Source organism: Arthrobacter sp. JZ12 (assembly GCF_035189165.1).
Taxonomy (GTDB): Bacteria; Actinomycetota; Actinomycetes; order Actinomycetales; family Micrococcaceae; genus Arthrobacter_D.
In genome coordinates, this window is record NZ_CP045246.1 from 1,372,483 (window position 1) to 1,395,786 (window position 23,304).

The window sequence follows — 23,304 nt, forward strand, 5'->3', positions numbered from 1 at the left end:
TTGCGGATGGTCCGCCCCCGCCTTGATGCGGGGCTCTGCCGATTCCTGATGGGCCGGGGGCTAGGATGAATCCATGCCCGCCCGTTCCAGCACCGCGGGAGTAGAGGACGCGGAGTGCACTATCCTGCACGTGGATATGGACGCTTTTTACGTGTCCGTGGAGTTGCTGACCCGGCCCGAACTTCGCGGCAGGCCTGTTATTGCAGGTTCGCCTTCGGGCCGCTCCGTTGTACTGTCTGCGTCTTATGAGGCCCGGCGCTTCGGAGTCCGCTCAGCGATGCCGATGTCCACCGCGCTGCGCCTCTGTCCGCAGGCGGTCATTGTCGAACCGCATCACAGCAAGTACGCCGAGGTGTCCAGGGCGGTGATGGAAATCTTCGGCAGGGTCACACCTGTGGTGGAGCCGTTGAGCGTAGACGAGGCTTTTCTTGATGTTCGCGGCTCTCTTCGCCGGTTGGGCTCCCCAAGGGCGATCGGCGAGCAGATCCGCTCCACCATCCACCGCGAACTCGGCATCACGGCGAGTGTGGGAATCGCCTCGACCAAGTTTGTCGCCAAAATCGCCTCCACCCGGGCAAAACCGGACGGACTGCTGCTCATCCCGGCGGACCGCACAGTCGAGTACCTGCACACCCTGCCGGTGTCCGCGCTATGGGGAGTGGGATCGAAAACACAGGATATTCTCGCCAGGCTTGGGATACGGACGGTCGAGGATGTGGCGCGGACGCCGGTGTCCGTTCTTCAGCGGGTGCTGGGTGCGACGGGCACCCATGTGCATCGGCTTGCCTGGGGCGAGGATCCAAGGCCGGTCACAGTGACGCGCCAGGAAAAGAGCATCGGAGCAGAGGAGACCTTTGCCGCTGACGTGGCCGACGACGACGTTCTCTTCGCCGAGCTCCTCCGGCTCTCCCACCGGACGGCTGCCCGGCTACGGTCTGCGGCTCTGCGAGCAGGGGGAGTGTCCCTGAAATTGCGCTACGCGGACTTTTCGACCATCACGCGATCGCGCCGGCTGGCTGAACCTGTGGATAGTGCCCACGCCCTGTACGGCGCTGTCCGCCAACTGCTCGAGGCGCTCGGCGACCGGCCGATGAGCGTCCGGCTCATCGGCATCCGCGCTGAGCGACTCGAGTCCGCTGATGGCGTTCAACAGCTCACCATCGATCGTCAGGACGACAACTGGCGGCTCGCGGAGGCGGCACTCGACAGGGTGAACGGAAAGTTCGGGGCCTCCATGCTGCGGCCCGCGAGGCTGCTCCGGCGCCCGCCCGAGGCCGGTGGCAGCGGCTCGTCCATACCGTCCCCAGATCGCTGAAATTCCGGGCCAGACAGCCGGTCGGAGCAACCCGTGCAGCTTTCGCTTGGCGTCATTGCAATCTATCCTTATTGGTAGGGATCAAGCAGTTTGACCCGCCCACTTTCGAAGGGCTGCAGCGGTAACCCGCAGCGGCAGCAGCCGGGAACTTGTTCCCGGCTGAACTCGTTGTTGGGTTTGAGGGATTCGGTATTAGTAGCAAGGAGGCAGTGATGGCACTCTCGGAGCACGAGCAGCGGCTGCTTGACCAGTTGGAACAACAGCTTCATGCCGATGATCCCAAGTTCGCCAACTCCATGGCATCGAGTACAACGCGATCGATGTCAACCCGTCGTATTGTTCTGGGATCGCTCGTGACCGTTGCGGGTCTCGCGGTTCTGCTACTGGGAATCTGGAACCAGTTCATCCCCGTTGGGGTAGCAGGTTTCCTGCTCATGGGCGCCGGCGTTTATTACGCCACCACGAAGGCCAAGCTGGACGGCGCTGTCCCTAGGTCGGGCAAAACACCCAAGGCTTCGAGTTCGCCGCGGGGCAGTTTCTTCAGCAGTCTCGAAGAGAAATGGGACGAACGTAAGAGGGATCAGCCCTAGCGCCGTACCAATCACTGCCCTCCACTTTCCACCCCAGGGCCCGCCGGATGGCGGGCCCTGGGTGTTTTAAGGCCCGCCGGAGGTGTGAGCGCTCCTTCCGACGCCGAAATTCCTCCACTTTCCACCACGTCCGTTCTCCCGCGGAAATTAGGGAAATCCTGAGGGAAACCATGCCTCGAAACACCCCTGTTCACGTTGACGGGGGAGCGATGTGGAGTAAAGTGGAGGACATAAGAGCGTGGTGGCGCTTGGCTCTCCCGGACCGACAGGCGGTGGCAGATGTTCCTCGGAACACACTCGCCCCGGTTGGACGAAAAGGGGCGGTTGATCCTCCCGGCGAAGTTCCGAGACGAACTGAGTGACGGGCTGGTACTGACCAGGGGGCAGGAGCGCTGCATCTACGTTTTTAGTCAGCGGGAGTTCGAGAAGATTCACGAACAGATGCGGGAGGCGCCAATCTCCTCGCGCCAGGCTCGTGACTACATTCGGGTATTCCTGTCCGGTGCCTCTGACGAGGTTCCGGACAAGCAGGGCAGGGTAACTATCCCGCCGGCGCTGCGGACCTACGCGGGGCTGGACCGGGAACTGGCAGTTATCGGCGCGGGAAACCGGGCCGAGATCTGGGATGCCAACGCATGGAATGCCTACCTCGAAGAGAAGGAAACTGCCTTCTCCGAAACTGACGAGGATGCGCTGCCGGGGATCATCTGATTCCTGCGGTCACCCTCATCGATACAACAGCACAGCGCTTCGTTCTCGGATGAGACCTCCAGCCGCCCGGCGGCCGCTACCTGACTCACCTTCCCCGGAGTCAGGCAGGCCGGCAGTCAGGAGCGGATGGGGATCTGATCCAAGAACCGGCGCATCGTCCTCAGCAGGCATGCAGTCTGCAGGAAACGGCAGAAGGAGCGGGTACATGGGGGAGGAGCGCCCAACCGAGGAACGGCATATCCCCGTTCTCCTGAATCGGTGCATCAACCTGCTAGCACCCGCAATCGAGGCAGCGGGAGATGACGCAGTCGTCGTCGACGCCACCCTCGGCATGGGCGGGCATTCCGAAGCCCTACTGAAGCGGTTCAGCAATCTGCACCTGGTTGGAATCGACCGGGACCAGCAGGCACTCCGGCTGGCCGGTGAGAGGCTTTCGCCGTTCCAGAACCGCATCGATCTGGTGCACGCGGTGTACGACGAAATTTCCTCCGTGCTCGAAGACCTCGGCATCAGCCGGGTATCCGGCGTTCTGTTCGACCTAGGTGTCTCGTCACTACAGCTTGATGAGCGTGAGCGCGGATTTGCCTATTCTTACGACGCTCCCCTCGACATGCGTATGGACACCAGTAGGGGTCAAACCGCAGCCGACGTTGTGAACACCTATGCCGAGGATGAGCTGCTCCGGATCATCCGCATGTGGGGAGAAGAGAAGTTCGCTGGACGGATCGCCTCAGCAATTGCGGCTGCACGGCGAAGCAAACCCTTCACGACCACCGGAGAACTGGTTGATGTGATTCGCTCCGTGGTTCCCGCTGGAGCAGCCCGTTCAGGCGGCCACCCCGCCAAGCGGACCTTCCAGGCCCTGCGCATCGAGGTCAATGAAGAACTCTCCGTGCTCACCCGGGCAATCCCGGCAGCCATTGATGCCATCGCAGTGCAGGGACGCGTTGTGGTCATGTCCTACCACTCTCTTGAGGACAAGATCGTCAAGGCGGCCTTCACCGCGGGAACAAAGTCCTCGGCGCCGGTCGGTTTCCCCGTTGAGCTGGAGGAGCACCGTCCGTACCTGAGGACGTTGACCAGGGGAACCGAAGCCCCCACCGACGAGGAAATAGCCGAGAACCCGCGAGCGGCTTCAGCCAAGCTCAGGGCAGTTGAACGAACCGGAACACGCACTACAGACAGGAAAGCACGATGAGCCAGATGCAGCAGAGCGTACACGCCGCCGCACTCGCCGTGGCAGGCAACACCGCCCGTGCCCTGCGTCAGCCTGCGGTGCAGCACCCGGAGCGGGAACGACGGCGAACCCCACTGTCGCTTGTACCGGCCCCTCCGACGCGCGGCCGGGTTCCCTTCGCAGTGTTCTCAATGGCTGCGCTGGTAGCCGCGCTTGTCGTGGTCCTTATGCTCAACATTTCGGTTTCGAGCAGGCAGTACGAGCTTGTTTCGATGCGTGGTGAGGAAGCTGCGCTCAGTGAGGAAAACGAGGCGCTTGCCCAGCAGCTCGAGGACCTCCGCGCGCCGCAGAATCTGGCCGCGGCAGCTCATGAACTCGACATGGTTACCTCCCCGACATTCGGAACCATTGATGTAGATTCGAAAACAGTTACCGGAAGTCCGGAGCCCGCCAAGGAGTCAGATGCTCCGCAAGCTTTTGTGCCCGCACCCGCGGTGAGCCTGCCCAGCCCGCTGCCTCCCGTTTCGGAGCCGGTGGCTGATTCGCCAGAGCCCGCCGTGAGCGCACCCGCGGTCGAGGAGGTGCCGGCGGTGTCCGCTGCTTCAGAATCCGCACCGGCGGAGAAGCCGGCGGAAGGCGGCGGATCCATCCCCGCGCCGCAGCAGGCAACGCCCGGACAGTAAGAGACAGCAGTCAACCGAACGCAACGAGGAAACCACGGTGGCACCTGCCGAGAACCCCAACCACGAATCACTTCGGGTCGCGCTCGGAGCCACGAGGCTCCGTGTGGGGTTGGCCTTCGTGCTGATCCTGCTCCTGGTGCTCGGCGTGCGGCTGTTCCAGGTGCAGGCCCTGGATTTCGACGGTATGGCCCAGGCCGGGCTCAACAAGCGGTTGGTCACGCAGGAAGTGCCCGCGCTGCGCGGCAGCATTCTGGACGACGAGGGCAACGAACTGGCACACACCGTCCAGCGCTATGACATCGTGGTGGACCAGACGCTCAGCGGAGGTGAAACCTTCGACAGGTATGACGCGGAGACCGACGAGCGTGTCGAGGGCATCCCGATGGAGCAGGGCTTCCAGGAACTCTCGGCGATTCTCGGTCAGGATGTTGCCGCCCTGAAGGAAGCGATCCTTGGCGACGCGAAGTTTGCCTTCGTGGCGCGCTCCGTTACCCCTGAAGTGCGGAATCGGGTCCTTGCCGTAGGAATGCCGGGGGTGTACGCCGACCCCACCACGGTGCGCACCTACCCATCCGGTGCTGTTGCCGGTTCCATCCTCGGGTTCATGAGCGGTGACGGACGCCCGCTCAGCGGGCTTGAGCTGACCCAGGACGAGCAGCTCACGGGAACCGCCGGAAGCCGGACCTTCGAGATCGGCGGCGACGGTATCCGTATCCCGTATGCCACCAACGAGGATGTCCCGGCCGAGGACGGGCAGTCGGTCCGTACCACCATTGATCAGGACCTTCAGTACTTCGCGCAGCAGACAATCGCGGCCCAGGTCCAGGATTACAACGCCGAGTGGGGAAACATCGTGGTGGTCGAAGCCAAGACCGGCGCCATCAAGGCGATGGCCGAATCCACGACGCCCGATCCGAACGACTACGCCGCAACCGATCCGAAGTTCCGTGAGCCGCTTTCGGTCACCGCTGCGTTCGAGCCCGGTTCCACCACCAAGCTGATAACCATGGCAGCCGGGCTTGAGCAGGGCATCATCGAGCCGACCAGCCGCTTCGAGACCCCTCCCACCTACACCGTGGACGGCCAGACGTTCAAGGACGCCTTCGAGCACGGCACCGAGAAGCGCACAGCCGCGGGTGTGTTCGCCAAGTCCATGAACACCGGCACGGTCATGATCGGCGAGCAGCTCACCAAGCAGGAACGCTATGACTGGCTGCGGAAGTTCGGAATCGGCGAACCCCTCAACGTGGGCCTGAACGGTGAGACCGCCGGTATCCTGCCCACTCCCGATTCCTGGGACGAGAGGCAGCAGTACACCGTGCTCTTCGGGCAGGGCCTTGCCCAGACCGCACTGCATACCGCCATGGTTTATCAGACTGTCGCCAACGACGGCGTACGCCTGCAGCCCCGCCTCATTGACGCGTATATCGATCCGGACGGCACCGAGCACAAGGTGCCCCAGGCGGAGGGTACCCGGGTGGTTTCCGAGGACACGGCGGGCAAGCTCCAGAAAATGCTTGAGACGGTCACCGTGGAGGGATCGGGTGCTTCGGGTGCCCTCGAGGAGTACCGCGTGGGAGCCAAGACGGGTACCGCGGAGGCGCCCGGAGCATCAGGCGGCTACGACGGTTATACCCTGTCCTACGCGGGCATCGCGCCGATCGAAGACCCGCAGTACGTGGTCGTGGTGACCCTGCAGCGACCCCAGGGGGACCTGTACTATCTGGTTCCGGGGGAATCCTTCCAGAAGGTCATGAAGCACGTTCTGAACTCGAACAACGTCCCGCCCTCGACCGGTAAGCCTGAGGTTTACCCGGTCGTCTACTGATCCGCAGAGCAGGCTCTCACCGTGTCCACAAATGAACAGTCAGCTGTCGCCGCGCGCATGCGGCCGGCAACAGTCGTACCGCGCCGTCTCGATGACGTCCTGGCTTCGTTGCCGTCCTCGCTTCCAGCCCCTGTTTCGGTGGCTTCGGCCGAGAACGACGGCGCTTCCACCCTCGTCTCCGGGGTCACCATTGATTCCCGGCAGGTAGTGCCGGGAGACCTCTACATCGCCGTTCCCGGAACGGGGCGCCACGGTGCCGATTTCACCGCACAGGCTGTGGCAGCCGGGGCTGCGGCAGTCCTCACCGACGACGACGGCGTGCCCGCCGCTTCCGCTGCGCTCGGTGGGTCGAGCGTTCCCCTGTACCGCGCATCACCGGTGCGCGATTACGTGGGCCCACTTGCCGGCGTCGTCTTCGAGAGCCAGCCCGCAACGGGCAAGCCCGTTCTCTACGGTGTCACCGGCACCAACGGCAAGACCACAACCACCTACTTCCTCAACGCGCTGAGCTCGGCGCTGGGGCGCAGCACCGGTCTGATCGGAACCATAGAAATCCGCGCCGGTGACATGGCGATCCCGTCGATCCTCACCACACCGGAGTCGCCGCAGGTGCATGGCATTCTCGGACTCATGCGGGAGCGGGGCATTGACGCAGCTGCAATGGAGGTGTCCTCCCATGCGATCGAGTACCGGCGGGTCGACGGGGTGCGTTTCGATGTCGTCGGTTTCACAAACCTCACGCAGGACCACCTGGATCTGCATGGAAGCATGGAAGAGTACTACGCGGCCAAGGCGGCGCTCTTCCGCTCGGACCGGGCCGTCCGCGCCGTCGTGACCGTGGACGATCCGTGGGGGCGACGACTCGCCGCTGAAACGGACGTTGAGGTTCTGACACTGTCCGTGGCCGGGACCGGCCCGGCGGACTGGAAGGTCGTGGACCTCGTGCGGGACGGCCTGGGCCACGCCTTCACGCTCTGCGGGCCCGACGGCGTTCGCCTACGCCTTCGTTGCGGCCTGCCGGGTACGTTCAATGTGGCCAACGCGGCGTTGGCGGCCGTCATGGTCCTCGCATCGGGAGTAGACGCAGACGAGCTGCAGCAGGCAGCGGATGGCCACGATCCCTTCACCACGCAGGTGCCGGGCAGGATGCAGTTGGTCGGTGAAAGGCCCGCTGCCATCGTCGATTTCGCCCATAACCCCGACGCACTGGCGCTGACCCTTGAGTCGGTCCGGGTGCAGGGTAGCGACTCGAGGGTGCTGGTGGTTTTCGGCGCGACCGGACAGCGGGATATCTCGAAGCGCCCGATCATGGGAGCCACCGCCGCCCGGCGCGCCGACGTGGTCATTGTCACCGACGACGACCCCCACGACGAGGATGACGCCGTCATTCGCGCGGGGGTACTGGAGGGTGCGCTGAAAGCGCAGAAGGACGAAAACCTGCACTGCGAGATCCTGGAAATCTTTCCCCGGGCAGCTGCGATCGACCGGGCTGTGGCACTTGCGCGGGAGGGCGACGTCGTCCTGGTAGCAGGCCGCGGGCACGAGGTCTGGCAGGAGGTCAAGGGCGTGAACCTGCCCCTCGACGACCGCGTGGAACTGGCCGCGGCATTGACACGGCATGGATTCTCTGCGCTTCCCGGCAACAGGATAGAGTCCTAGATCGTCATGATTGAACTCAGTGCAGCCGACATCGCGGCGATCACCGGCGGAGTACTTTCGGGCCCGGCTCAGCAGGAGCCGTCCCGGGTAGTCAGTTCCGCGACCACCGACTCCCGGGAGAGCCTGCCGGGAGGCCTATTCATCGCGAAGCCGGGAGAGGCAACCGACGGCCATCACTTCGTAGCGGGTGCCTTCGCCAACGGCGCGGTCCTCGCCCTCGTGGAGCGCCCGGTGACGGATGATGCGGGCAACGAGTATCCCGCCGTCGTCGTACCGGATGCAGTGGAAGCAATGGGCAAGCTTGCAGCGGAAGTTGTGCGTCGCCTGAGGGAGCACTCGCCCCTGACTGTCATCGGCATCACCGGGTCCGCAGGCAAGACCACAACCAAGGACGTGCTGGCGCAGATCCTCCAGGAGGAGGGTCCCACCGTAGCCCCGATCGGCTCCTACAACGGCGAGATCGGTGTTCCGCTGACTGTCTTCTCAGCCGAGTACGGAACCCGTTACCTCGTTATCGAGATGGGGGCGACCGGCGTCGGACACATTGAGTATCTGACCTCCATGGTGCGTCCTGACCTCGGAATCGTTCTCTGCGTCGGCTCGGCCCACGCGGGCGAATTCGGGGGAGTGGAGCGGATTGCGGAAGCCAAGTCGGAACTGCCCCGGTCACTGAGCCGGGACGGGGTGGCCATCCTCAACGGCGACGATGCCCGCGTTGCGGCCATGTCGGAGATGACCCAGGCTCCCACAGTCTGGTTCACAGAGGACCCGACCTTCGGAACCGCAGGCACTGCCGTGCGAGCGGAAGACGTGAGCCTGTCGGTCGAGGGCAACCCATGCTTCACGCTGGTGCTTCCCGACGGCGGACGGCATCAGGTGCGATCGCTCCTGATCGGCCGGCACCACGTTGCCAACCTGCTTGCGGCGGCGACAGCAGCGCACGTCCTCGGCGTGCCGGGAGAGCGGATTGCGTCCGCGCTCTCCGGCGCGCGCGCGGTAAGCCGTTGGCGCATGGAGCGCACCGACAGGCCCGACGGCGTCACGGTCATCAACGACGCCTACAACGCAAACCCCGAATCGATGCGGGCAGCCCTCGCAACGCTGGCCGAACTGGGCCGCGGACGCCGCACCTGGGCGGTTCTCGGAGAAATGCTTGAACTCGGCGAGGACTCAGTGTCTGCCCATGACGCGCTCGGCCGGGTTGTGGTTCGCCTGAATATCTCCAAGCTGATCGTGGTCGGTGAAGGCGCGCGCGCAATGCATACCGGAGCAGTCCTCGAAGGGTCCTGGGGAGACGAGGCTGTCTTTGTCAGCGATGTCAGCGAGGCTGAGGGAATTCTCGACCGCGAGCTGGAGCCGGGCGACCTCGTTCTGGTGAAGTCATCCAACGGCGCGGGTCTGCGCCACCTGGGTGATCGTTTAGCAACCTCGTCGAACAATCACCCAGGGGGACTTTCGCTGTGATCACGCTGCTGATTGCCTCAGCCTCCGCCCTGGTTCTTGCACTCGTCGGTACCCCGCTGTTCATCCGTATCCTGGTGCGCCAGGGTTATGGCCAGTTCATCCGCGACGATGGGCCTACCGCGCACCACACCAAGCGCGGCACGCCCACTATGGGCGGGGCCGTCATCATCGGTTCGGTTGTCCTTGCCTACTTCGCGACGCACCTGATCATGACCGCCGCGGGTGTCTCCGACGGCCCCACCGTTTCAGGGCTGCTGCTCCTCATGGTGACAGTGGGCATGGGCCTCGTTGGGTTCTTCGACGATTACATCAAGATCTCCAAGCAGCGCAGCCTCGGGCTCAGCGCGCCCGCGAAGATCGTCGGCCAGACAGCGGTCGGCGTCACTTTCGCCATCCTGGCGCTGAACTTCCCCGATGAGAACGGCCGGACGCCCGCATCAACGGCAATCTCATTCGTTCGCGATACCGCCTTCGACCTGGCCTTCGCAGGTTCCGTCATCGGAGCCATCCTGTTTGTTCTCTGGTCAAACCTGATCATCACGGCGGCAACCAACGGCGTGAACCTCACGGATGGGCTCGACGGGCTTGCCACCGGTGCTTCGGTCTTCGTTTTCGGCGCCTACATGCTGATGGGTATCTGGCAGTTCAACCAGCGCTGCGCTTCACCCGACGTGCCTGCGAACATCTGCTACGAAGTCCGCGACCCACTGGATCTTGCGCTCATTGCGGGAGCCATGTGCGGTGCCCTGGTTGGATTCCTCTGGTGGAATACCTCTCCCGCCAAAATCTTCATGGGCGACACCGGTTCCCTGGCAATCGGCGGCGCTATCGCCGGGTTCGCCATCCTGTCCCGCACCCAGCTTCTCCTGGTCATCATGGCGGGCCTGTTCGTCATGATCACCCTGTCCGTCATCATTCAGGTGGGCTTCTTCAAGCTCTCAGGCGGCAAACGGGTGTTCAAGATGGCGCCCCTCCAGCACCACTTCGAGCTGAAGGGGTGGCAAGAGGTAACGGTGGTTGTCCGCTTCTGGGTGCTGGCCGGCCTGTTCGTCGCCGTTGCCCTGGGAATTTTCTACGCTGAATGGGTTGTGCTGCTGTGACTGGTTCCGACGCTTCCGGGCGCCTGGAGAATCTGACCTCCTGGGACGCCGACTGGAAGGGACTCCGCGTCGTCGTCGCCGGGATCGGTCTCTCGGGTTTCTCGGCGGCTGACACGCTGATCGAGCTCGGTGCCCGCGTGGTGGTGTGCGACTCCACGGATTCCGAGGAGACGCGGGCGAAGGCGGACACCCTTCGAATTGTCGGAGCGGTTGACGTGCTGCTCGGGGGCGGCGCCGCCGAGCAGCTCCCGGAGATCGATGGCCAGACTCCCGAGTTGGTGGTCACTTCGCCGGGATGGCGCCCTAACCAGCCCCTGCTTGCAGCTGCTGCGTCTGCCGGTATCCCCATCTGGGGCGACGTGGAACTGGCATGGCGGGTACGGATTCGCGAAGGCCGCCCGACAGCTGAATGGCTCACCATCACCGGAACGAACGGAAAGACGACGACGGTGACCCTCGCCGAGTCGATGCTCCGCGCTGCCGGTCTGCGCGCTATAGCCGCCGGAAACGTCGGCACCCCGTTATTGGATGCGATCCGGGACCCGCAGGGCTACGACGTCATCGCCGTCGAGCTTTCAAGCTTCCAACTGCACTGGAGTTCCAGCATTGCTCCGCTGGCGAGTGTTTGCCTGAACCTCGCCGAGGACCACATGGACTGGCACGGTGGGTTCGAAGGCTACCGCGCTGACAAGGCGAAGGTGTATGAGAACACCAAGGTGGCCTGCGTGTACAACGTCGAGGCGCCGGCAACCGAGCGGATGGTCGAGGAAGCCGATGTCCAGGAGGGCTGCCGCGCCATCGGCTTCACCACCAACACACCGTCGATCAGCATGCTTGGCGTCGTGGACGACCTGCTCGTGGACCGCGCATACATCGAGCAGCGCAGGGATTCCGCAGCCGAACTGGCGTCGGTCTCAGACCTGGGCGACGTGGTTCCCCGCCATCTCGTGGCCAACGCGCTGGCGGCTGCAGCACTGGTTCGGGCGGCTGGAGTACCGGCTGCCGCCGTTCGTGAGGGAATCCGCAACTATCGACCGTCCGGACACCGTATCGAGCTGGTGGCAGCGCGGGACGGAGTGCTCTGGATCAACGATTCCAAGGCCACCAATCCTCATGCCGCCCATGCATCGCTGTCCTCGTTCCACTCAGTGGTCTGGATCGCGGGCGGACTGTCCAAGGGAGTGGACTACACGGATCTTGTCCGCGACAACGCAAGCCGCTTCCGGGCGGTAGTCCTTATCGGCAGGGACAGTACCGACCTTGGATCCGCCCTGCGCCGACACGCGCCGGATGTTCCGGTGATCGACCTGGCCACAGGTCACACTGGTAAGGACGAGCAGCTGTCCCAGGACACGGAGTTGGACGGCGTCCAGGCCATGCGCGCTGCGGTTACCGAAGCGCTGCGCCTGGCGGCGGACGGCGACGCCGTGCTCATGGCGCCGGCAGCCGCCTCGATGGACCAGTTTCCTTCCTACGCCCACCGGGGTGCCGCCTTCATTGAGGCGGTACGCGGAATCGTGGAGGGGCAGGGATTCACCGCTAAGGAGTTGTAAATGGCCAGCACGCCAACCCGGCACCCGCGCCGGAAACCGGCGATGCGCCAGTACTCCTCGCGGACCGACGGTACGGTCCCGGCCGATTCGGCGCCGCAGGGCGCCACAGCAGCCACCGCCGTCCGACCGCAGCGGAAGGGCTTCCTCGGACTGTTTGTCCGGGTGTGGCACTTCCTGGAAGGGTCGGAGAGACACAGCAGCGGTTCAAGCTACTACATGATTCTCGGAGCCACCCTCGCGCTCACGGCAATCGGCCTGATGATGGTGCTCTCGGCATCGTCGGTGGAATCTATCGCCGCGGCCGCGGCTGAAGGCGATGCGGTTGAAAGCGGCGTCACCGCCTTTGACCTTTTCCTCAAGCAGGGCATGTGGGCTGTCGGCGGCCTGCTGCTGATGTTCATCCTGTCCCGGTTCGGTCCCCGCGTGTTCAAGAGCCTTGCGTGGCTCGGCCTGGGAATCGCCGTGGTCCTTCTGGTTCTGGTGCTGATCATCGGCAAGGAAATCAACGGTAACCAGAACTGGATCGAGATCGGCGGCTTCACCATGCAGCCCTCGGAACCGGCGAAGCTTGCGCTTGCCCTCTGGAGCGCCACGGTTCTCGAACGCAAGCGGGGCCTGATCCGCAACTGGAAGCATGTCCTTGTGCCCGTACTGTTTCCGTTCGGCGGACTGGTTATCGGTCTCGTGGTGATCGGAGGCGACCTCGGTACGGCCATCATCCTCACGATGGTCCTGACCGCAGCACTCTTCTTCGCCGGTGCACCGATCAAGATGTTTCTGGTGACAGGCGCATTCCTCACCGCAGCAGCTTTCAGTGCGATCCTGCTGAACAGCACCCGCAGCACGCGTATCCAGGCCTGGCTCCGGCTGAACTGCGATAGCGCTTCCGACCCTTGTTTCCAGACGAACCAGGGCCTGTTCGCCCTGGCGTCCGGAGGCTGGTGGGGGGTGGGAATCGGGCAAAGCCGCCAAAAGTGGAACTGGATTCCCGAAGCCCATAACGACTTCATCTTCGCCATCATCGGCGAGGAGTTCGGGCTGATCGGCACGCTGGTTGTCATCACGCTGTTCGGCATCCTGGCCGTTGCCACCTTGCGTGTCGCCCGCCGGTACACAGACCCTTTCGTCCGGATCCTCCTGGGTTCAATCCTTGTCTGGCTCATCGGCCAGGCATTCGTGAACATCGGCATGGTCACCGGCATCCTTCCGGTGATCGGAGTGCCGCTGCCGTTCATCTCCTACGGCGGCTCGGCTCTCACGTTCACCCTCGCCGCCGTCGGGGTCCTGCTGGCCTTCGCGCGGCGAATGCCGCCAGCCGTTCCTGACGCCCTCCGGAACGATCCAGAGGCAGTTCCAACCAAGTGAAAGACCAAGAGAACCCAGTGACTGAATCCGCTGCCCTGTCCGTTGTCCTTGCCGGCGGAGGGACTGCAGGCCACATCAGCCCACTGCTTGCGATTGCGCGCGCAGTTGCAGCAGCCCGGCCCGACGCACGCATCACCGCCGTAGGAACGGCGGCCGGAATGGAGACCCGGCTGGTTCCTGCTGCGGGTTTCCGCCTGGAGACAATCGAAAGGGTCCCGATGCCCCGCCGGCCGTCGATCGACCTCATCAAGCTGCCGGTCCGCCTAGTACGGGCGGTGCGGCAGGCGTTGGCGATCATCGACGCGGAATCGGCCGACGTCGTCGTGGGTGTTGGCGGGTATGTTTCCACCCCGCTGTACCTGGCCGCCTGGATCCGGAAGATCCCGGTGGTCATCCACGAAGCGAATGCCAGGGCCGGCCTCGCCAACCGGATCGGTGCCCGAATCGCCCGCTCGGTTGCCGTCGCGTTCCCCGGCACCGGCCTGCCGGAGGAGAAGTGGGTGGGTATGCCCATGCGCACCGAGATATCAGGCCTCAATCGGGTGCAGCAGCGGGAAGAAGCGCGGGCGGAGCTGGGACTTGACCCGAACCTTCCCACGCTCATTGTTACGGGTGGGTCGTCCGGCGCCGCCAGCATCAACCGCGCTGTTGCGTCGGCGGCGCCGAGGATCGCCGAGGACGGCCGTGATGTCCAGGTCCTCCACATCACGGGCCGTGGGAAGCAGGTGACCACGCCCGACGGTCGACTCCTTGAAGCGCCGGGCTACCGGCAGATTGAGTACGTGGACGGCATGGAAAAGGTTTACGCCGCGGCGGACCTCCTGCTCGCACGAGCCGGTGCAGCGACCGTCTGCGAGGTCGCCGCCGTCGGACTTCCCTCCGTACTGGTCCCGTTGCCGCATGGCAACGGTGAGCAGCGGCTCAATGCCGCGGGCCTTGTTGAGGCCGGAGCCGCGGTGCTGGTCGAGGACGCCCGCCTCACACGCGAATGGCTGCTCTCCGAAGCGCTTCCCCTACTGGGTGATCCGGACCGCCTCGCCGCGATGTCGGCTGCGGCAGCGTCCCTTGGCGTGCGAGACGCCGATGTCCAGATGGCCAACCTGATTCTCGAAGCCGCCGGAGGACGCGCATGAGCAACAGCATGAATCACGCAGGACACCCGGAGCACGCAGGACAGCCGGAACTTGAACCCCTCGGACGGGTGCATTTCATCGGTCTGGGCGGAGCGGGCATGTCGGCCGTTGCTCGAGTACTCCTCGGCCGCTCTGTGTCAGTGTCCGGATCGGATGCCGCGGACTCGCGGGGTCTCCAGGCGCTTTCGTCCCTCGGTGCGCGCGTGCATGTAGGACACGACGCCGCCAACCTTGGCGACGCTGACACAGTCGTCGTCTCCAGCGCCATCCGCGAGACCAACCCCGAGCTTCAGGAAGCGAGGTCCCGCGGACTGCGCATCCTGCACCGCTCGGAGGCCCTGGCCGCGGCGATGAGCGGACGGGAAGTGATCGCGGTCGCGGGCACCCATGGCAAAACCACCACGACGGCGATGATCACCGTGATGTTGCAAAGTGCCGGGGCGAAGCCCTCCTTCGCTATCGGGGGTGACGTTGCTGCGCTGGGCGTCAACGCCGAGTGGGCCGAGGGCGATGTTTTCGTGGCAGAGGCAGATGAGTCCGATGGATCATTCCTCAACTACCGGCCCCGAATCGGGGTCGTCACCAACGTCGAGGCCGATCACCTTGATCACTACGGCTCCGCTGAGGCGGTTTTCCAGTCCTTCGACAGCTTTGCTGCGCTCCTGCCCGCTGACGACGGCGTGCTGGTCACCTGTCACGACGACGCCGGCGCCGCAGCTCTGGCGGAGCGGACGGCAGCGACCCGGCGCGTCCGAACCTACGGCTATGGGGACGGCGCCGATATACGCATCAGCAACACACGGGCGCTTGGGAGCACGTCGAACAGCCTTCTGTCCTTCACCCTGGACGGACTGGACAGCCAGCAGGAGCTCCAGCTCGGAGTGCCCGGACGGCACAATGTCCTCAACGCTGCGGCCGCTTTCGCCGTAGGCCTCGAGCTCGGCATCGATCCGGCTGCTGCCGCCGCCGGACTGGCAACCTTTTCCGGTGCCGCCCGCCGTTTCGAGGCCAAGGGCGAATCCCGGGGCATCCGCGTCTTCGACGATTACGCCCACCACCCCACCGAGGTGGCAGCGGCTCTGGCGGCCGCACGGACTGTTGCGGGCGAGCACCGGGTGCATGTCCTCTTCCAGCCGCACCTTTTCTCGCGCACGATGGAGTTCGCGGAAGAATTCGCCGCGGCTCTTTCGCTTGCTGATTCAGTCCACGTCCTGGATATCTACGCTGCGCGGGAAGATCCGGTGGAAGGCGTTACCAGCAGGCTGATCAGCGACCGGCTGACGGTTCCCGGCGGCCATGCCCCGGATGCCGAGGAAGCGCTGCGATCAATAGCTGGGACCGCCGAGCGCGGAGACATCATCCTCACTGTCGGGGCGGGCGACGTTACGCGATTCGGCCCCTTGCTGGTCGACTTGCTGGCCGGGGACGGGGACTCCCGGTGACGCGGCGGCCGCCGCGCCGGCCGGGGAACGGCAGTAGGCCAACGCCCGACGCACCCGAAACGATCAGCGCAACAAAGCTGGTGCCGGCTCGGCGCACCCATGAGGATCCCGCGCCTGAAACCATCACAGCACATCGGGAGACACCCGTTGCGTTGCTGGACCGTGAACAATCCGGCACGGTGCTTGCCTTTCCGGAACCTCCGGGACGACGTCGGCGTCGCTGGTGGCTGATCGGCGTCGTTACGACCGTGCTTGCGGTTGCGGGGCTGCTTGCGTTCCTCGTCCTGTCGCCGGCCCTGGCAGTGCGGAACATCGAAGTGCAGGGAAACCGGCTGGTACCCGAGGATCAGGTTTCGGCCGCGCTCGCCCCCCTGGTCGGCCAGTCACTGACCCAGGTGGGGGAGGATGGGGTCCGCGCGCTGCTTGCCGATTTCCCACCCGTTGAAGACGTGTCCGTTGCGGCCTCACCGCCGTCCACGCTAATCGTAACGGTGCACGAGCGCACGCCGGTTGCTGTCCTTGAGAGCGGCGGCAAGTTCATCCTCATTGACCCCGAAGGCCGGCAGCTCTCCACCGTCGCGAAACGCGAATCCGCGTCGCTGCCGTTGATCGACGGCGGCACCAACGCGGTCAACAGCGCAGTCTTTTCGTCGATCACCGACGTGCTCGCCTCTCTGCCGGCTGAGATTCGCGAGCGGCTTGTTCACGCTTCGGCAAGCTCTATCGATTCCGTGGAGCTGAAGCTGACGGACGGCAAGACGATCTTCTGGGGGAGCGCGGAGCAGAACCAGGCCAAGGCGAAGGTAATCGCCGCCATGCTCACCGAGAAGGACTTACCGGTCAAGGTTTATGACGTCAGTACGCCATCCAGACCGGTGACGCGATGAACTTTCCCGACACGCGGCGACGGTCATTGCATGCGCGTGGCGTGACACCTAGCGTCTCAGTAAGAAACTACTTGACATAACGTTAACCCTCAACCTGAAGGTAAATGTTCGTCAGGTTGAAGGTTGGAACCCCAGCCCTACAGACCAATCAGACAAAACCAACCAGCGCACAGATCGAACAAGGGACACAGGACGTGGCAGCACCGCAGAATTACTTGGCCGTCATCAAGGTCGTCGGCATCGGCGGCGGTGGCGTGAACGCCGTCAACCGGATGATCGAAGTTGGCCTGCGAGGCGTGGAGTTCATCGCGATCAACACCGACGCGCAGGCCCTTCTCATGAGCGATGCTGACGTCAAGCTTGATGTCGGTCGTGAGCTTACCCGCGGACTCGGAGCCGGCGCTGATCCGGAGGTTGGCCGCAAGGCCGCAGAAGACCACGCGGAAGAAATTGAAGAGGTCCTCCGCGGCGCTGACATGGTATTCGTGACGGCCGGCGAGGGCGGCGGTACCGGAACCGGCGGTGCGCCGGTTGTCGCGCGGATCGCGCGGTCCCTCGGAGCACTGACCATCGGTGTGGTCACCCGCCCGTTCACCTTCGAGGGCCGCCGTCGCTCCAACCAGGCAGAGAGCGGCATCGACACGCTGCGGGATGAAGTCGACACCCTCATCGTGATCCCTAATGATCGCCTCCTGTCGATCAGCGACCGCAACGTCTCCATGCTGGACGCGTTCCGCTCGGCCGACCAGGTGCTGCTCTCGGGTGTCCAGGGTATTACCGACCTCATCACTACGCCGGGTCTGATCAACCTGGACTTCGCCGACGTGAAGTCCGTGATGCAGGGAGCTGGATCCGCGCTTATGGGCATCGGTTCGGCGCGGGGCGAGGACCGGGCGGTCAAGGCCGCCGAGCTTGCAATTGCCTCCCCGCTCCTCGAAGCCTCAATTGACGGTGCCCACGGAGTCCTGCTGTCCATTCAGGGCGGTTCCGATCTGGGTCTCTTCGAGATAAACGAAGCCGCGCGATTGGTGCAGGAAGTTGCCCACCCCGAGGCCAACATCATCTTCGGTGCAGTGATCGACGACGCTCTCGGGGACGAGGCCCGTGTCACCGTGATCGCCGCCGGGTTCGACCAGGTTGACGCCACCTCACAGCCGGCCGCCCCCGCAGCCAAGCCGGCAGCTGCACCGGCAATCGGCCGGGAGCAGCAGGTTCCCGCGCCGCAGACTGCGGCAGTAGGCGCCGGCTACGGCGGCTGGTCCCAGCACTCCTCCGGGGGTAGCCGCAACGACGTGCCAGGCGACGCCGGGTTCGACGTCGATCTGCCTGCGGTTGTCGAGCCGGACTATGCTGCCGGCCGCTCCGACGACCTGGACGTTCCCGACTTCCTGAAGTAACCGGTGTTCTTCTGGACGTCGACGGTGGCGCCGGGTGTCCGGGTGGCCTTCACCGATCGGACCGCGGGAAACCTCGCGACCCGCGTCGGTGACCACCCGGAGGCCGTCGCTCTCCACCGGAGGACGCTGGAAACTGCGCTTGGCGTTGCGCCCGGATCCCTGCGGTTCATGAAGCAGATTCATTCAACCACCGTGGCCGACGCCGGAGATGGGACGCCGGAAGCAGATGCGCTGGTCAGCTCCGACGGATCGCTCCCACTCGCGGTGATGGTAGCGGACTGCGTACCTGTGATCCTTGTCGGGCAGAAAGGGAACGGGGAACCGGTGACCGCCGCCGTGCATGCCGGAAGGCTCGGTGTCCAGGGCAATATTGTCGCCAGGACGGTTACCCGCATGCGCGAAGCCGGAGCAGTCTCCCTGTCGGCCTGGGTGGGTCCATCAATTTGCGGGCGTTGCTACGAGGTTCCCGCCGACATGCGGGAACAGGTGGTGCGCGAAGTTCCTGCCGCTTACGGCACCACCAGCTGGGGGGCGCCTTCGCTCGATTTGCCGGCCGGCGTCCGAAGCCAGCTGGAGGACGCAGGCGTGGAAGTGGGCTCCATCGCTGAGGGCAACGACCTCTGCAGCCTCGAGAACGAGCGCCTGTTCTCGCACCGTGCTGTGCCCCAGGGTCGTCCGGAAGGCAGGATGGCCGGACTCGTGTGGTTCAGTGGCTGAGGGATCGCAGCGGCGCGGGGAGCTCGAGGCGAATCTTCGGCGTGTCAACGAACGGATCGACGCGGCTATGGCGGCTTGCGGACGTACCGGCCGTCCATCCCTCATCGTTGTGACCAAGTTCTTTCCGGCCAGCGACGTGCGGCTGCTCGCCGAACTCGGTGTCAGGGACGTCGGTGAGAACCGCGATCAGGAGGCTTCGGAAAAAGCATCCAGCGTTGGTGATCGCAGTCTGCGGTGGCATTTCATCGGACAACTCCAGTCCAACAAGGCACGGTCCGTGGTTTCATACGCGCATTCTGTTCATTCCGTTGACCGGATGGGTCTGGTTGATGCCCTCCAGAAGGCTGCACAGCGCGAGGCTGAACGCGGGGGAGCCGGGGAGGCGTCGGAGGAACTGCGGCCCCGGGAGCTCCTTGACTGCTTCGTTCAGGTGAACCTGGATCCGAATGCTGCCCCAGGTCGGGGCGGTGCGCGGCCGGAAGAAGTACAGGACCTGGCGGCCGCTATCGACGCAGCTCCTCACCTTCGCATAGCGGGGGTGATGGCCGTGGCCCCGCTTGGAGGTGTTGCCCGTGAGGCGTTCGGCCGCCTCGCGGACATCTCGGCTGAGGTGAAGGCTCGATTTCCCGATGCCGCGGCGATTTCGGCCGGCATGAGCGGTGACCTTGAGGAAGCAGTGGCTGCCGGTGCGACACACCTGCGTATCGGTTCAGATGTCCTCGGTGCCCGCCCTCCCGTGGGGTAGCGTCTGAGCTGTAACTGCGGGCGCTGAAAGGCGCTGATGGAATTACTTGCACAAGACGCTGCACGACACCTCGCATGACGAAGGAATGACAGGAGCAACCATGGCTGGCGCACTGCGCAAGACAATGATCTACCTTGGGCTCGCCGACGGTGACGAGCACTACGAGCCCGAGCCCAAGACAGCAAACAGCAGGAATGAGGATTACTCCGTGGACTACGACCGTGACGAACGCCATGTCGAGGCCGCGCCTGTAACAAAGGCTGCTCCCGAGGAATACCGCGCTCCGGTCACCCCCATCAAGCGAGCACAGTCGGCTCGGGAGGATTCCGCGTCCCTCCGGCAGATCACCACGGTGCACCCGCGTTCGTACAACGATGCGAAAGTGATCGGTGAGAGCTTCCGTGACGGTATCCCGGTCATCATGAACGTCACCGACATGGGGGAATCCGACGCCAAGCGGCTGGTTGATTTCTCCGCAGGCCTGGTCTTCGGCCTGCACGGGTCGATCGAGCGCGTCACCAACAAGGTGTTCCTGCTCTCACCGTCCTACATTGAGGTCCTCGGGGAAGACCAGAAGGCGAGCGACGGGCAGAGCAGTTTCTTCAATCAGAGCTGACGCAGTTACTGTTATTGCTAACTGTTTCCCTTAGCTGCCAGAGGACTGGAACCCGCACGTGAGCTTGGTCTTCGCCCTGATCTACCTGGTGCTGATGCTTTTCCAGCTGGCGCTGATCATTCGCATCGTCTACGACGCGGTCCAGATGTTCGCCCGAAGCTGGCGGCCACGGAGGCTGGCCCTCGTGCTTGCTTCGCTGGTGTACGCGGTTACGGATCCGCCCATCAAGCTTTTCCGGCGACTGGTTCCCCCGCTTCGGCTCGGTGGTGTTGCGCTCGACCTCGCCTTCATTGTGGTCTTCCTCGCGGTTGCCATTTTGAAGTCGATCGTCGGCGGTCTCGCCGTCGGTTGAGCCGGTTAGTTTTCGAGACCTAAAAGATATACGCTGAATCACATATTGGTGTGATGCAGGAGGGGACCTCCCCGAACACGTCCACAAATCGGTACCGTTGTCAGGTCTGCTCGACAGGCCGCTTCGACTAATCCACATGAGGTGACCAGATGGCCCTGACGCCAGAAGATGTTGTCAACAAGCGGTTTCAGCCCACCAAGTTCCGTGAGGGTTACGACCAGGACGAGGTGGACGACTTCCTCGACGAAATCGTCGTCGAACTTCGCCGCCTGAACCAGGAGAACGACGACCTTCGCCGCCAGCTTTCCGAGGCGTCGTCCGGCACCGTGCAGAACACTGCCGTTCCGGCTCCGGTTGCTGCCAGCACCCAGACTGAAGAGGTGCGCGAGGAGAAGAAGCCGGAAGAGCCCAAGGTTGAGGCTCCGAAGGTTGAGGAGCGCCCGGCTCCTGCTCCTGCTCCCGCACCTGCCCCGGTTGCCAACCAGCATGCCGGAACCGCGGAATCGGCCGCCGGAGTCCTCGCCATGGCACAGAAGCTGCACGATGAGTACGTGAATGCAGGCGTCGAGCAGCGCGACAAGATCATCGCCGAGGCGCAGATCGAGGCAAGCGGCCTCGTCAATGACGCCCAGGAGAAGAGCCGCAAGATTCTGGGCGCACTGGAGCAGCAGAAGGCCGTCCTCGAACGCAAGGTTGAGCAGCTCCGCAGCTTTGAGCGTGACTACCGCTCGCGGCTCAAGGCCTACATCGAAGGCCAGTTGCGTGACCTCGACTCCCGCGGTTCGCTGGCAGCCGAGACGGCTGACGCCTAGTCACCAGCCACGTTCATGAGGCCAGCCACCGGTTTCTTCCGGTGGCTGGCCTCTGACGTACTCTGGAAGTGAGCCATCCTCGACGCCGATCCGGCGCAACACAACCGAAAGCACCATGACCGAGCAACCGCCCGCATCCAGTCCGGACTCCGGCCGCGCACATGCGCGGCACGGGAAGCGCATCGGGGCCCGTTATGCCCTGGTTCTTCTCACATGTACCGTGGTCGCCTACATCTTCGACCAGCTCACCAAGATCTGGGTTGTCTCGACCATGGAAGAGGGTCAGATCACGGAGGTGTTTCCTCCGCTGCTGAGCTGGCACTTCATTCGAAACTCGGGTGCTGCTTTCTCGATCGGTACGGAGATCACCTGGGTCTTCACAATCATCATGGTCCTGGTCTCGGCGGCGATCATCACGCAGATCCGGAAGGTAGCTTCCTGGGGCTGGGCCGTTGCGCTCGGACTGGTGCTGGGCGGTGCGCTTGGAAATCTGACGGACAGGCTGTTCCGTGAGCCTGCGTTCGGCCAGGGCCATGTTGTCGATTTCATCGCGCTTCCAAACTTCGCCATCTTCAACATCGCGGACAGCGCGGTGGTCAGCGGTGTGGTTCTGATCTGCCTGCTCACCCTGCGCGGTGTGGGCCTGGACGGCAGGCGCAGCAACGAGGATGAAGCGGCCACCGACGGCGCCGGAGTGGACAATGACGAACGCCCCTAGCACCTTCGATGTCCCCGAGTCCGCTGCCGGCCAGCGGATGGATGCCGTCCTTGCCCAGTTGACCGGTGCGTCACGTTCTGCCGCGGCCGCTTGGTGCAGCGCCGGCTACGTGACCATGGACGGTGCTGCCGTGCAGAAGTCGGTGAAGGCCGTGGCTGGGAGCCGGCTTACCGTCGTCGTACCGGAAGAAGCCGACCCGCTGGCGATCGTGGCCGAGCCGGTCGACGGGATGGAAATCCTGCTCGACGACGAAGATTTTGTAGTGATCGACAAGCCCGTAGGTGTGGCGGCGCATCCCTCACCGGGCTGGGTAGGCCCAACCGTCGTGGGCGCTTTGGCGGCCGCGGGCTACCGGATCTCCACGTCCGGGGCGCCCGAGCGGGTTGGCATTGTGCACCGGCTCGACGTCGGAACCTCCGGGGCCATGGTGGTCGCCAAGTCGGAGCACGCCTACACGGTCCTCAAGCAGGCTTTCCGTGAACGTACTGTGGAAAAGCAGTATCACGCCCTTGTGCAGGGTCTGCCGGATCCGCTCGAGGGCACCATCGACGCACCGATCGGCCGTCATCCGGCTCATGACTGGAAATTCGCCGTTCTGGAGGATGGACGTCCATCCGTCACGCACTACTCGGTGGTCGAGGCCTTCGGAAAAGCGAGTCTGGTCAAGGTCCGGTTGGAAACCGGGCGGACGCACCAGATCCGCGTGCATTTTTCCGCGCTGCGCCACCCGTGCGCGGGCGACCTGACCTATGGGGCAGATCCGCGGCTCGCCGCAGAGCTCGGACTGACCCGGCAGTGGCTGCATGCGAGCCTCCTGTCGTTTGACCATCCCCGCAGCGGTGAGCGGGTGACGGTGGAGAGCAGGTTCCCCATGGACCTGCAGTACGCACTCGACGCCCTCGGCAGCGGGACGGTCTAGAGGGCGACACCCGGGTGTCCGGTCCGGATGCCGGGGGAGCTGCTCGGTAGAATGGATTGGTGGTTTCCTCAGCTTCCCCCTCCCAGTTGTCCCAGGACTCCTTCGTCCATCTGCATAACCA

Annotated in this window: 22 protein-coding genes; all 22 read left to right on the forward strand. The window is 64.2% G+C overall.

Features of this window, described 5'->3' with window-relative positions:
• Positions 1 to 73: 73 nt before the first annotated feature.
• The 22 genes from dinB (at position 74) to GC088_RS06495 (ending at position 23,183) form a co-directional block, all read left to right on the forward strand.
• Complete coding sequence (gene dinB, locus GC088_RS06390; RefSeq protein ID WP_323961467.1) at positions 74 to 1,315, forward strand: DNA polymerase IV; 1,242 nt, start codon at positions 74 to 76, stop codon at positions 1,313 to 1,315.
• Positions 1,316 to 1,527: 212 nt separating this feature from the next.
• Positions 1,528 to 1,905, forward strand: coding sequence for an SCO2097 family morphological protein (locus GC088_RS06395; protein WP_323961469.1), 378 nt, complete (start codon positions 1,528 to 1,530; stop codon positions 1,903 to 1,905).
• A 279-nt stretch (positions 1,906 to 2,184) separates the two neighbouring features.
• Positions 2,185 to 2,616 (forward strand): division/cell wall cluster transcriptional repressor MraZ, encoded by a 432-nt coding sequence (gene mraZ, locus GC088_RS06400; RefSeq protein WP_323961470.1) that lies wholly within the window; start codon positions 2,185 to 2,187, stop codon positions 2,614 to 2,616.
• A gap of 205 nt (positions 2,617 to 2,821) precedes the next feature.
• A complete protein-coding gene (rsmH, locus tag GC088_RS06405) occupies positions 2,822 to 3,814 on the forward strand; it encodes a 16S rRNA (cytosine(1402)-N(4))-methyltransferase RsmH (protein ID WP_323961471.1) in 993 nt (330 codons plus the stop codon).
• Positions 3,811 to 4,476 (forward strand): cell division protein FtsL, encoded by a 666-nt coding sequence (locus GC088_RS06410; protein WP_323961472.1) that lies wholly within the window; start codon positions 3,811 to 3,813, stop codon positions 4,474 to 4,476. Before rsmH ends, GC088_RS06410 begins: the two co-directional genes overlap by 4 nt.
• Before the next feature lie 37 nt (positions 4,477 to 4,513).
• Positions 4,514 to 6,304 (forward strand): peptidoglycan D,D-transpeptidase FtsI family protein, encoded by a 1,791-nt coding sequence (locus GC088_RS06415; protein ID WP_323961474.1) that lies wholly within the window; start codon positions 4,514 to 4,516, stop codon positions 6,302 to 6,304.
• 57 nt (positions 6,305 to 6,361) lie between these two features.
• Positions 6,362 to 7,963: a UDP-N-acetylmuramoyl-L-alanyl-D-glutamate--2,6-diaminopimelate ligase gene (locus GC088_RS06420; protein ID WP_323961974.1), complete on the forward strand. Its 1,602-nt coding sequence runs from the start codon at positions 6,362 to 6,364 to the stop codon at positions 7,961 to 7,963.
• 6 nt (positions 7,964 to 7,969) lie between these two features.
• Positions 7,970 to 9,427: a UDP-N-acetylmuramoyl-tripeptide--D-alanyl-D-alanine ligase gene (locus tag GC088_RS06425; RefSeq protein WP_323961476.1), complete on the forward strand. Its 1,458-nt coding sequence runs from the start codon at positions 7,970 to 7,972 to the stop codon at positions 9,425 to 9,427.
• The gene (gene mraY, locus GC088_RS06430; protein WP_323961477.1) at positions 9,424 to 10,527 is read left to right on the forward strand and encodes a phospho-N-acetylmuramoyl-pentapeptide-transferase; all 1,104 of its coding nucleotides are present in this window, start codon (positions 9,424 to 9,426) and stop codon (positions 10,525 to 10,527) included. Before GC088_RS06425 ends, mraY begins: the two co-directional genes overlap by 4 nt.
• On the forward strand, positions 10,509 to 12,080 hold the full coding sequence (murD, locus tag GC088_RS06435) for a UDP-N-acetylmuramoyl-L-alanine--D-glutamate ligase (RefSeq protein WP_323961479.1): 1,572 nt from the start codon (positions 10,509 to 10,511) through the stop codon (positions 12,078 to 12,080). The genes mraY and murD overlap by 19 nt, the downstream gene beginning before the upstream one ends.
• Complete coding sequence (ftsW, locus tag GC088_RS06440) at positions 12,081 to 13,445, forward strand: putative lipid II flippase FtsW (protein WP_323961481.1); 1,365 nt, start codon at positions 12,081 to 12,083, stop codon at positions 13,443 to 13,445.
• A 17-nt stretch (positions 13,446 to 13,462) separates the two neighbouring features.
• Entirely contained in the window at positions 13,463 to 14,578 is a 1,116-nt protein-coding gene (murG, locus tag GC088_RS06445) for an undecaprenyldiphospho-muramoylpentapeptide beta-N-acetylglucosaminyltransferase (protein WP_323961483.1), read from the forward strand.
• Positions 14,575 to 16,020, forward strand: coding sequence for a UDP-N-acetylmuramate--L-alanine ligase (gene murC, locus GC088_RS06450; RefSeq protein ID WP_323961484.1), 1,446 nt, complete (start codon positions 14,575 to 14,577; stop codon positions 16,018 to 16,020). The genes murG and murC overlap by 4 nt, the downstream gene beginning before the upstream one ends.
• The gene (locus tag GC088_RS06455) at positions 16,017 to 16,907 is read left to right on the forward strand and encodes a cell division protein FtsQ/DivIB (protein WP_323961485.1); all 891 of its coding nucleotides are present in this window, start codon (positions 16,017 to 16,019) and stop codon (positions 16,905 to 16,907) included. Before murC ends, GC088_RS06455 begins: the two co-directional genes overlap by 4 nt.
• A 194-nt stretch (positions 16,908 to 17,101) precedes the next feature.
• A complete protein-coding gene (gene ftsZ / locus GC088_RS06460) occupies positions 17,102 to 18,304 on the forward strand; it encodes a cell division protein FtsZ (RefSeq protein WP_323961487.1) in 1,203 nt (400 codons plus the stop codon).
• 3 nt (positions 18,305 to 18,307) lie between these two features.
• Positions 18,308 to 19,021 carry a purine nucleoside phosphorylase YfiH/LACC1 family protein gene (locus GC088_RS06465; protein ID WP_323961489.1) on the forward strand — a complete coding sequence of 238 codons (714 nt, stop codon included), beginning with the start codon at positions 18,308 to 18,310 and terminating at the stop codon, positions 19,019 to 19,021.
• Positions 19,014 to 19,766, forward strand: coding sequence for a YggS family pyridoxal phosphate-dependent enzyme (locus GC088_RS06470; protein ID WP_323961491.1), 753 nt, complete (start codon positions 19,014 to 19,016; stop codon positions 19,764 to 19,766). Before GC088_RS06465 ends, GC088_RS06470 begins: the two co-directional genes overlap by 8 nt.
• Positions 19,767 to 19,866: 100 nt before the next feature.
• Positions 19,867 to 20,382 (forward strand): cell division protein SepF, encoded by a 516-nt coding sequence (locus GC088_RS06475; RefSeq protein WP_323961493.1) that lies wholly within the window; start codon positions 19,867 to 19,869, stop codon positions 20,380 to 20,382.
• Positions 20,383 to 20,440: 58 nt separating this feature from the next.
• A complete protein-coding gene (locus GC088_RS06480) occupies positions 20,441 to 20,734 on the forward strand; it encodes a YggT family protein (protein WP_323961495.1) in 294 nt (97 codons plus the stop codon).
• A 149-nt stretch (positions 20,735 to 20,883) separates the two neighbouring features.
• Positions 20,884 to 21,546, forward strand: coding sequence for a DivIVA domain-containing protein (locus GC088_RS06485; protein ID WP_323961497.1), 663 nt, complete (start codon positions 20,884 to 20,886; stop codon positions 21,544 to 21,546).
• Between the two features lie 115 nt (positions 21,547 to 21,661).
• Positions 21,662 to 22,264: a signal peptidase II gene (gene lspA, locus GC088_RS06490; RefSeq protein WP_323961499.1), complete on the forward strand. Its 603-nt coding sequence runs from the start codon at positions 21,662 to 21,664 to the stop codon at positions 22,262 to 22,264.
• A complete protein-coding gene (locus GC088_RS06495; protein ID WP_323961501.1) occupies positions 22,248 to 23,183 on the forward strand; it encodes an RluA family pseudouridine synthase in 936 nt (311 codons plus the stop codon). Before lspA ends, GC088_RS06495 begins: the two co-directional genes overlap by 17 nt.
• The last annotated feature ends 121 nt before the right edge of the window (positions 23,184 to 23,304 follow it).

Bases quoted from the DNA above. Each gene is read 5' to 3' on its own strand.
- dinB (WP_323961467.1), top strand. From the start codon at position 74: ATGCCCGCCCGTTCCAGCACCGCGGGAGTAGAGGACGCGGAGTGCACT.
- GC088_RS06395 (WP_323961469.1), top strand. From the start codon at position 1,528: ATGGCACTCTCGGAGCACGAGCAGCGGCTGCTTGACCAGTTGGAACAA.
- mraZ (WP_323961470.1), top strand. From the start codon at position 2,185: ATGTTCCTCGGAACACACTCGCCCCGGTTGGACGAAAAGGGGCGGTTG.
- rsmH (WP_323961471.1), top strand. From the start codon at position 2,822: ATGGGGGAGGAGCGCCCAACCGAGGAACGGCATATCCCCGTTCTCCTG.
- GC088_RS06410 (WP_323961472.1), top strand. From the start codon at position 3,811: ATGAGCCAGATGCAGCAGAGCGTACACGCCGCCGCACTCGCCGTGGCA.
- GC088_RS06420 (WP_323961974.1), top strand. From the start codon at position 6,362: ATGCGGCCGGCAACAGTCGTACCGCGCCGTCTCGATGACGTCCTGGCT.
- GC088_RS06425 (WP_323961476.1), top strand. From the start codon at position 7,970: ATGATTGAACTCAGTGCAGCCGACATCGCGGCGATCACCGGCGGAGTA.
- murD (WP_323961479.1), top strand. From the start codon at position 10,509: ATGGGTTGTGCTGCTGTGACTGGTTCCGACGCTTCCGGGCGCCTGGAG.
- ftsW (WP_323961481.1), top strand. From the start codon at position 12,081: ATGGCCAGCACGCCAACCCGGCACCCGCGCCGGAAACCGGCGATGCGC.
- murC (WP_323961484.1), top strand. From the start codon at position 14,575: ATGAGCAACAGCATGAATCACGCAGGACACCCGGAGCACGCAGGACAG.
- GC088_RS06475 (WP_323961493.1), top strand. From the start codon at position 19,867: ATGGCTGGCGCACTGCGCAAGACAATGATCTACCTTGGGCTCGCCGAC.
- GC088_RS06485 (WP_323961497.1), top strand. From the start codon at position 20,884: ATGGCCCTGACGCCAGAAGATGTTGTCAACAAGCGGTTTCAGCCCACC.
- lspA (WP_323961499.1), top strand. From the start codon at position 21,662: ATGACCGAGCAACCGCCCGCATCCAGTCCGGACTCCGGCCGCGCACAT.
- GC088_RS06495 (WP_323961501.1), top strand. From the start codon at position 22,248: ATGACGAACGCCCCTAGCACCTTCGATGTCCCCGAGTCCGCTGCCGGC.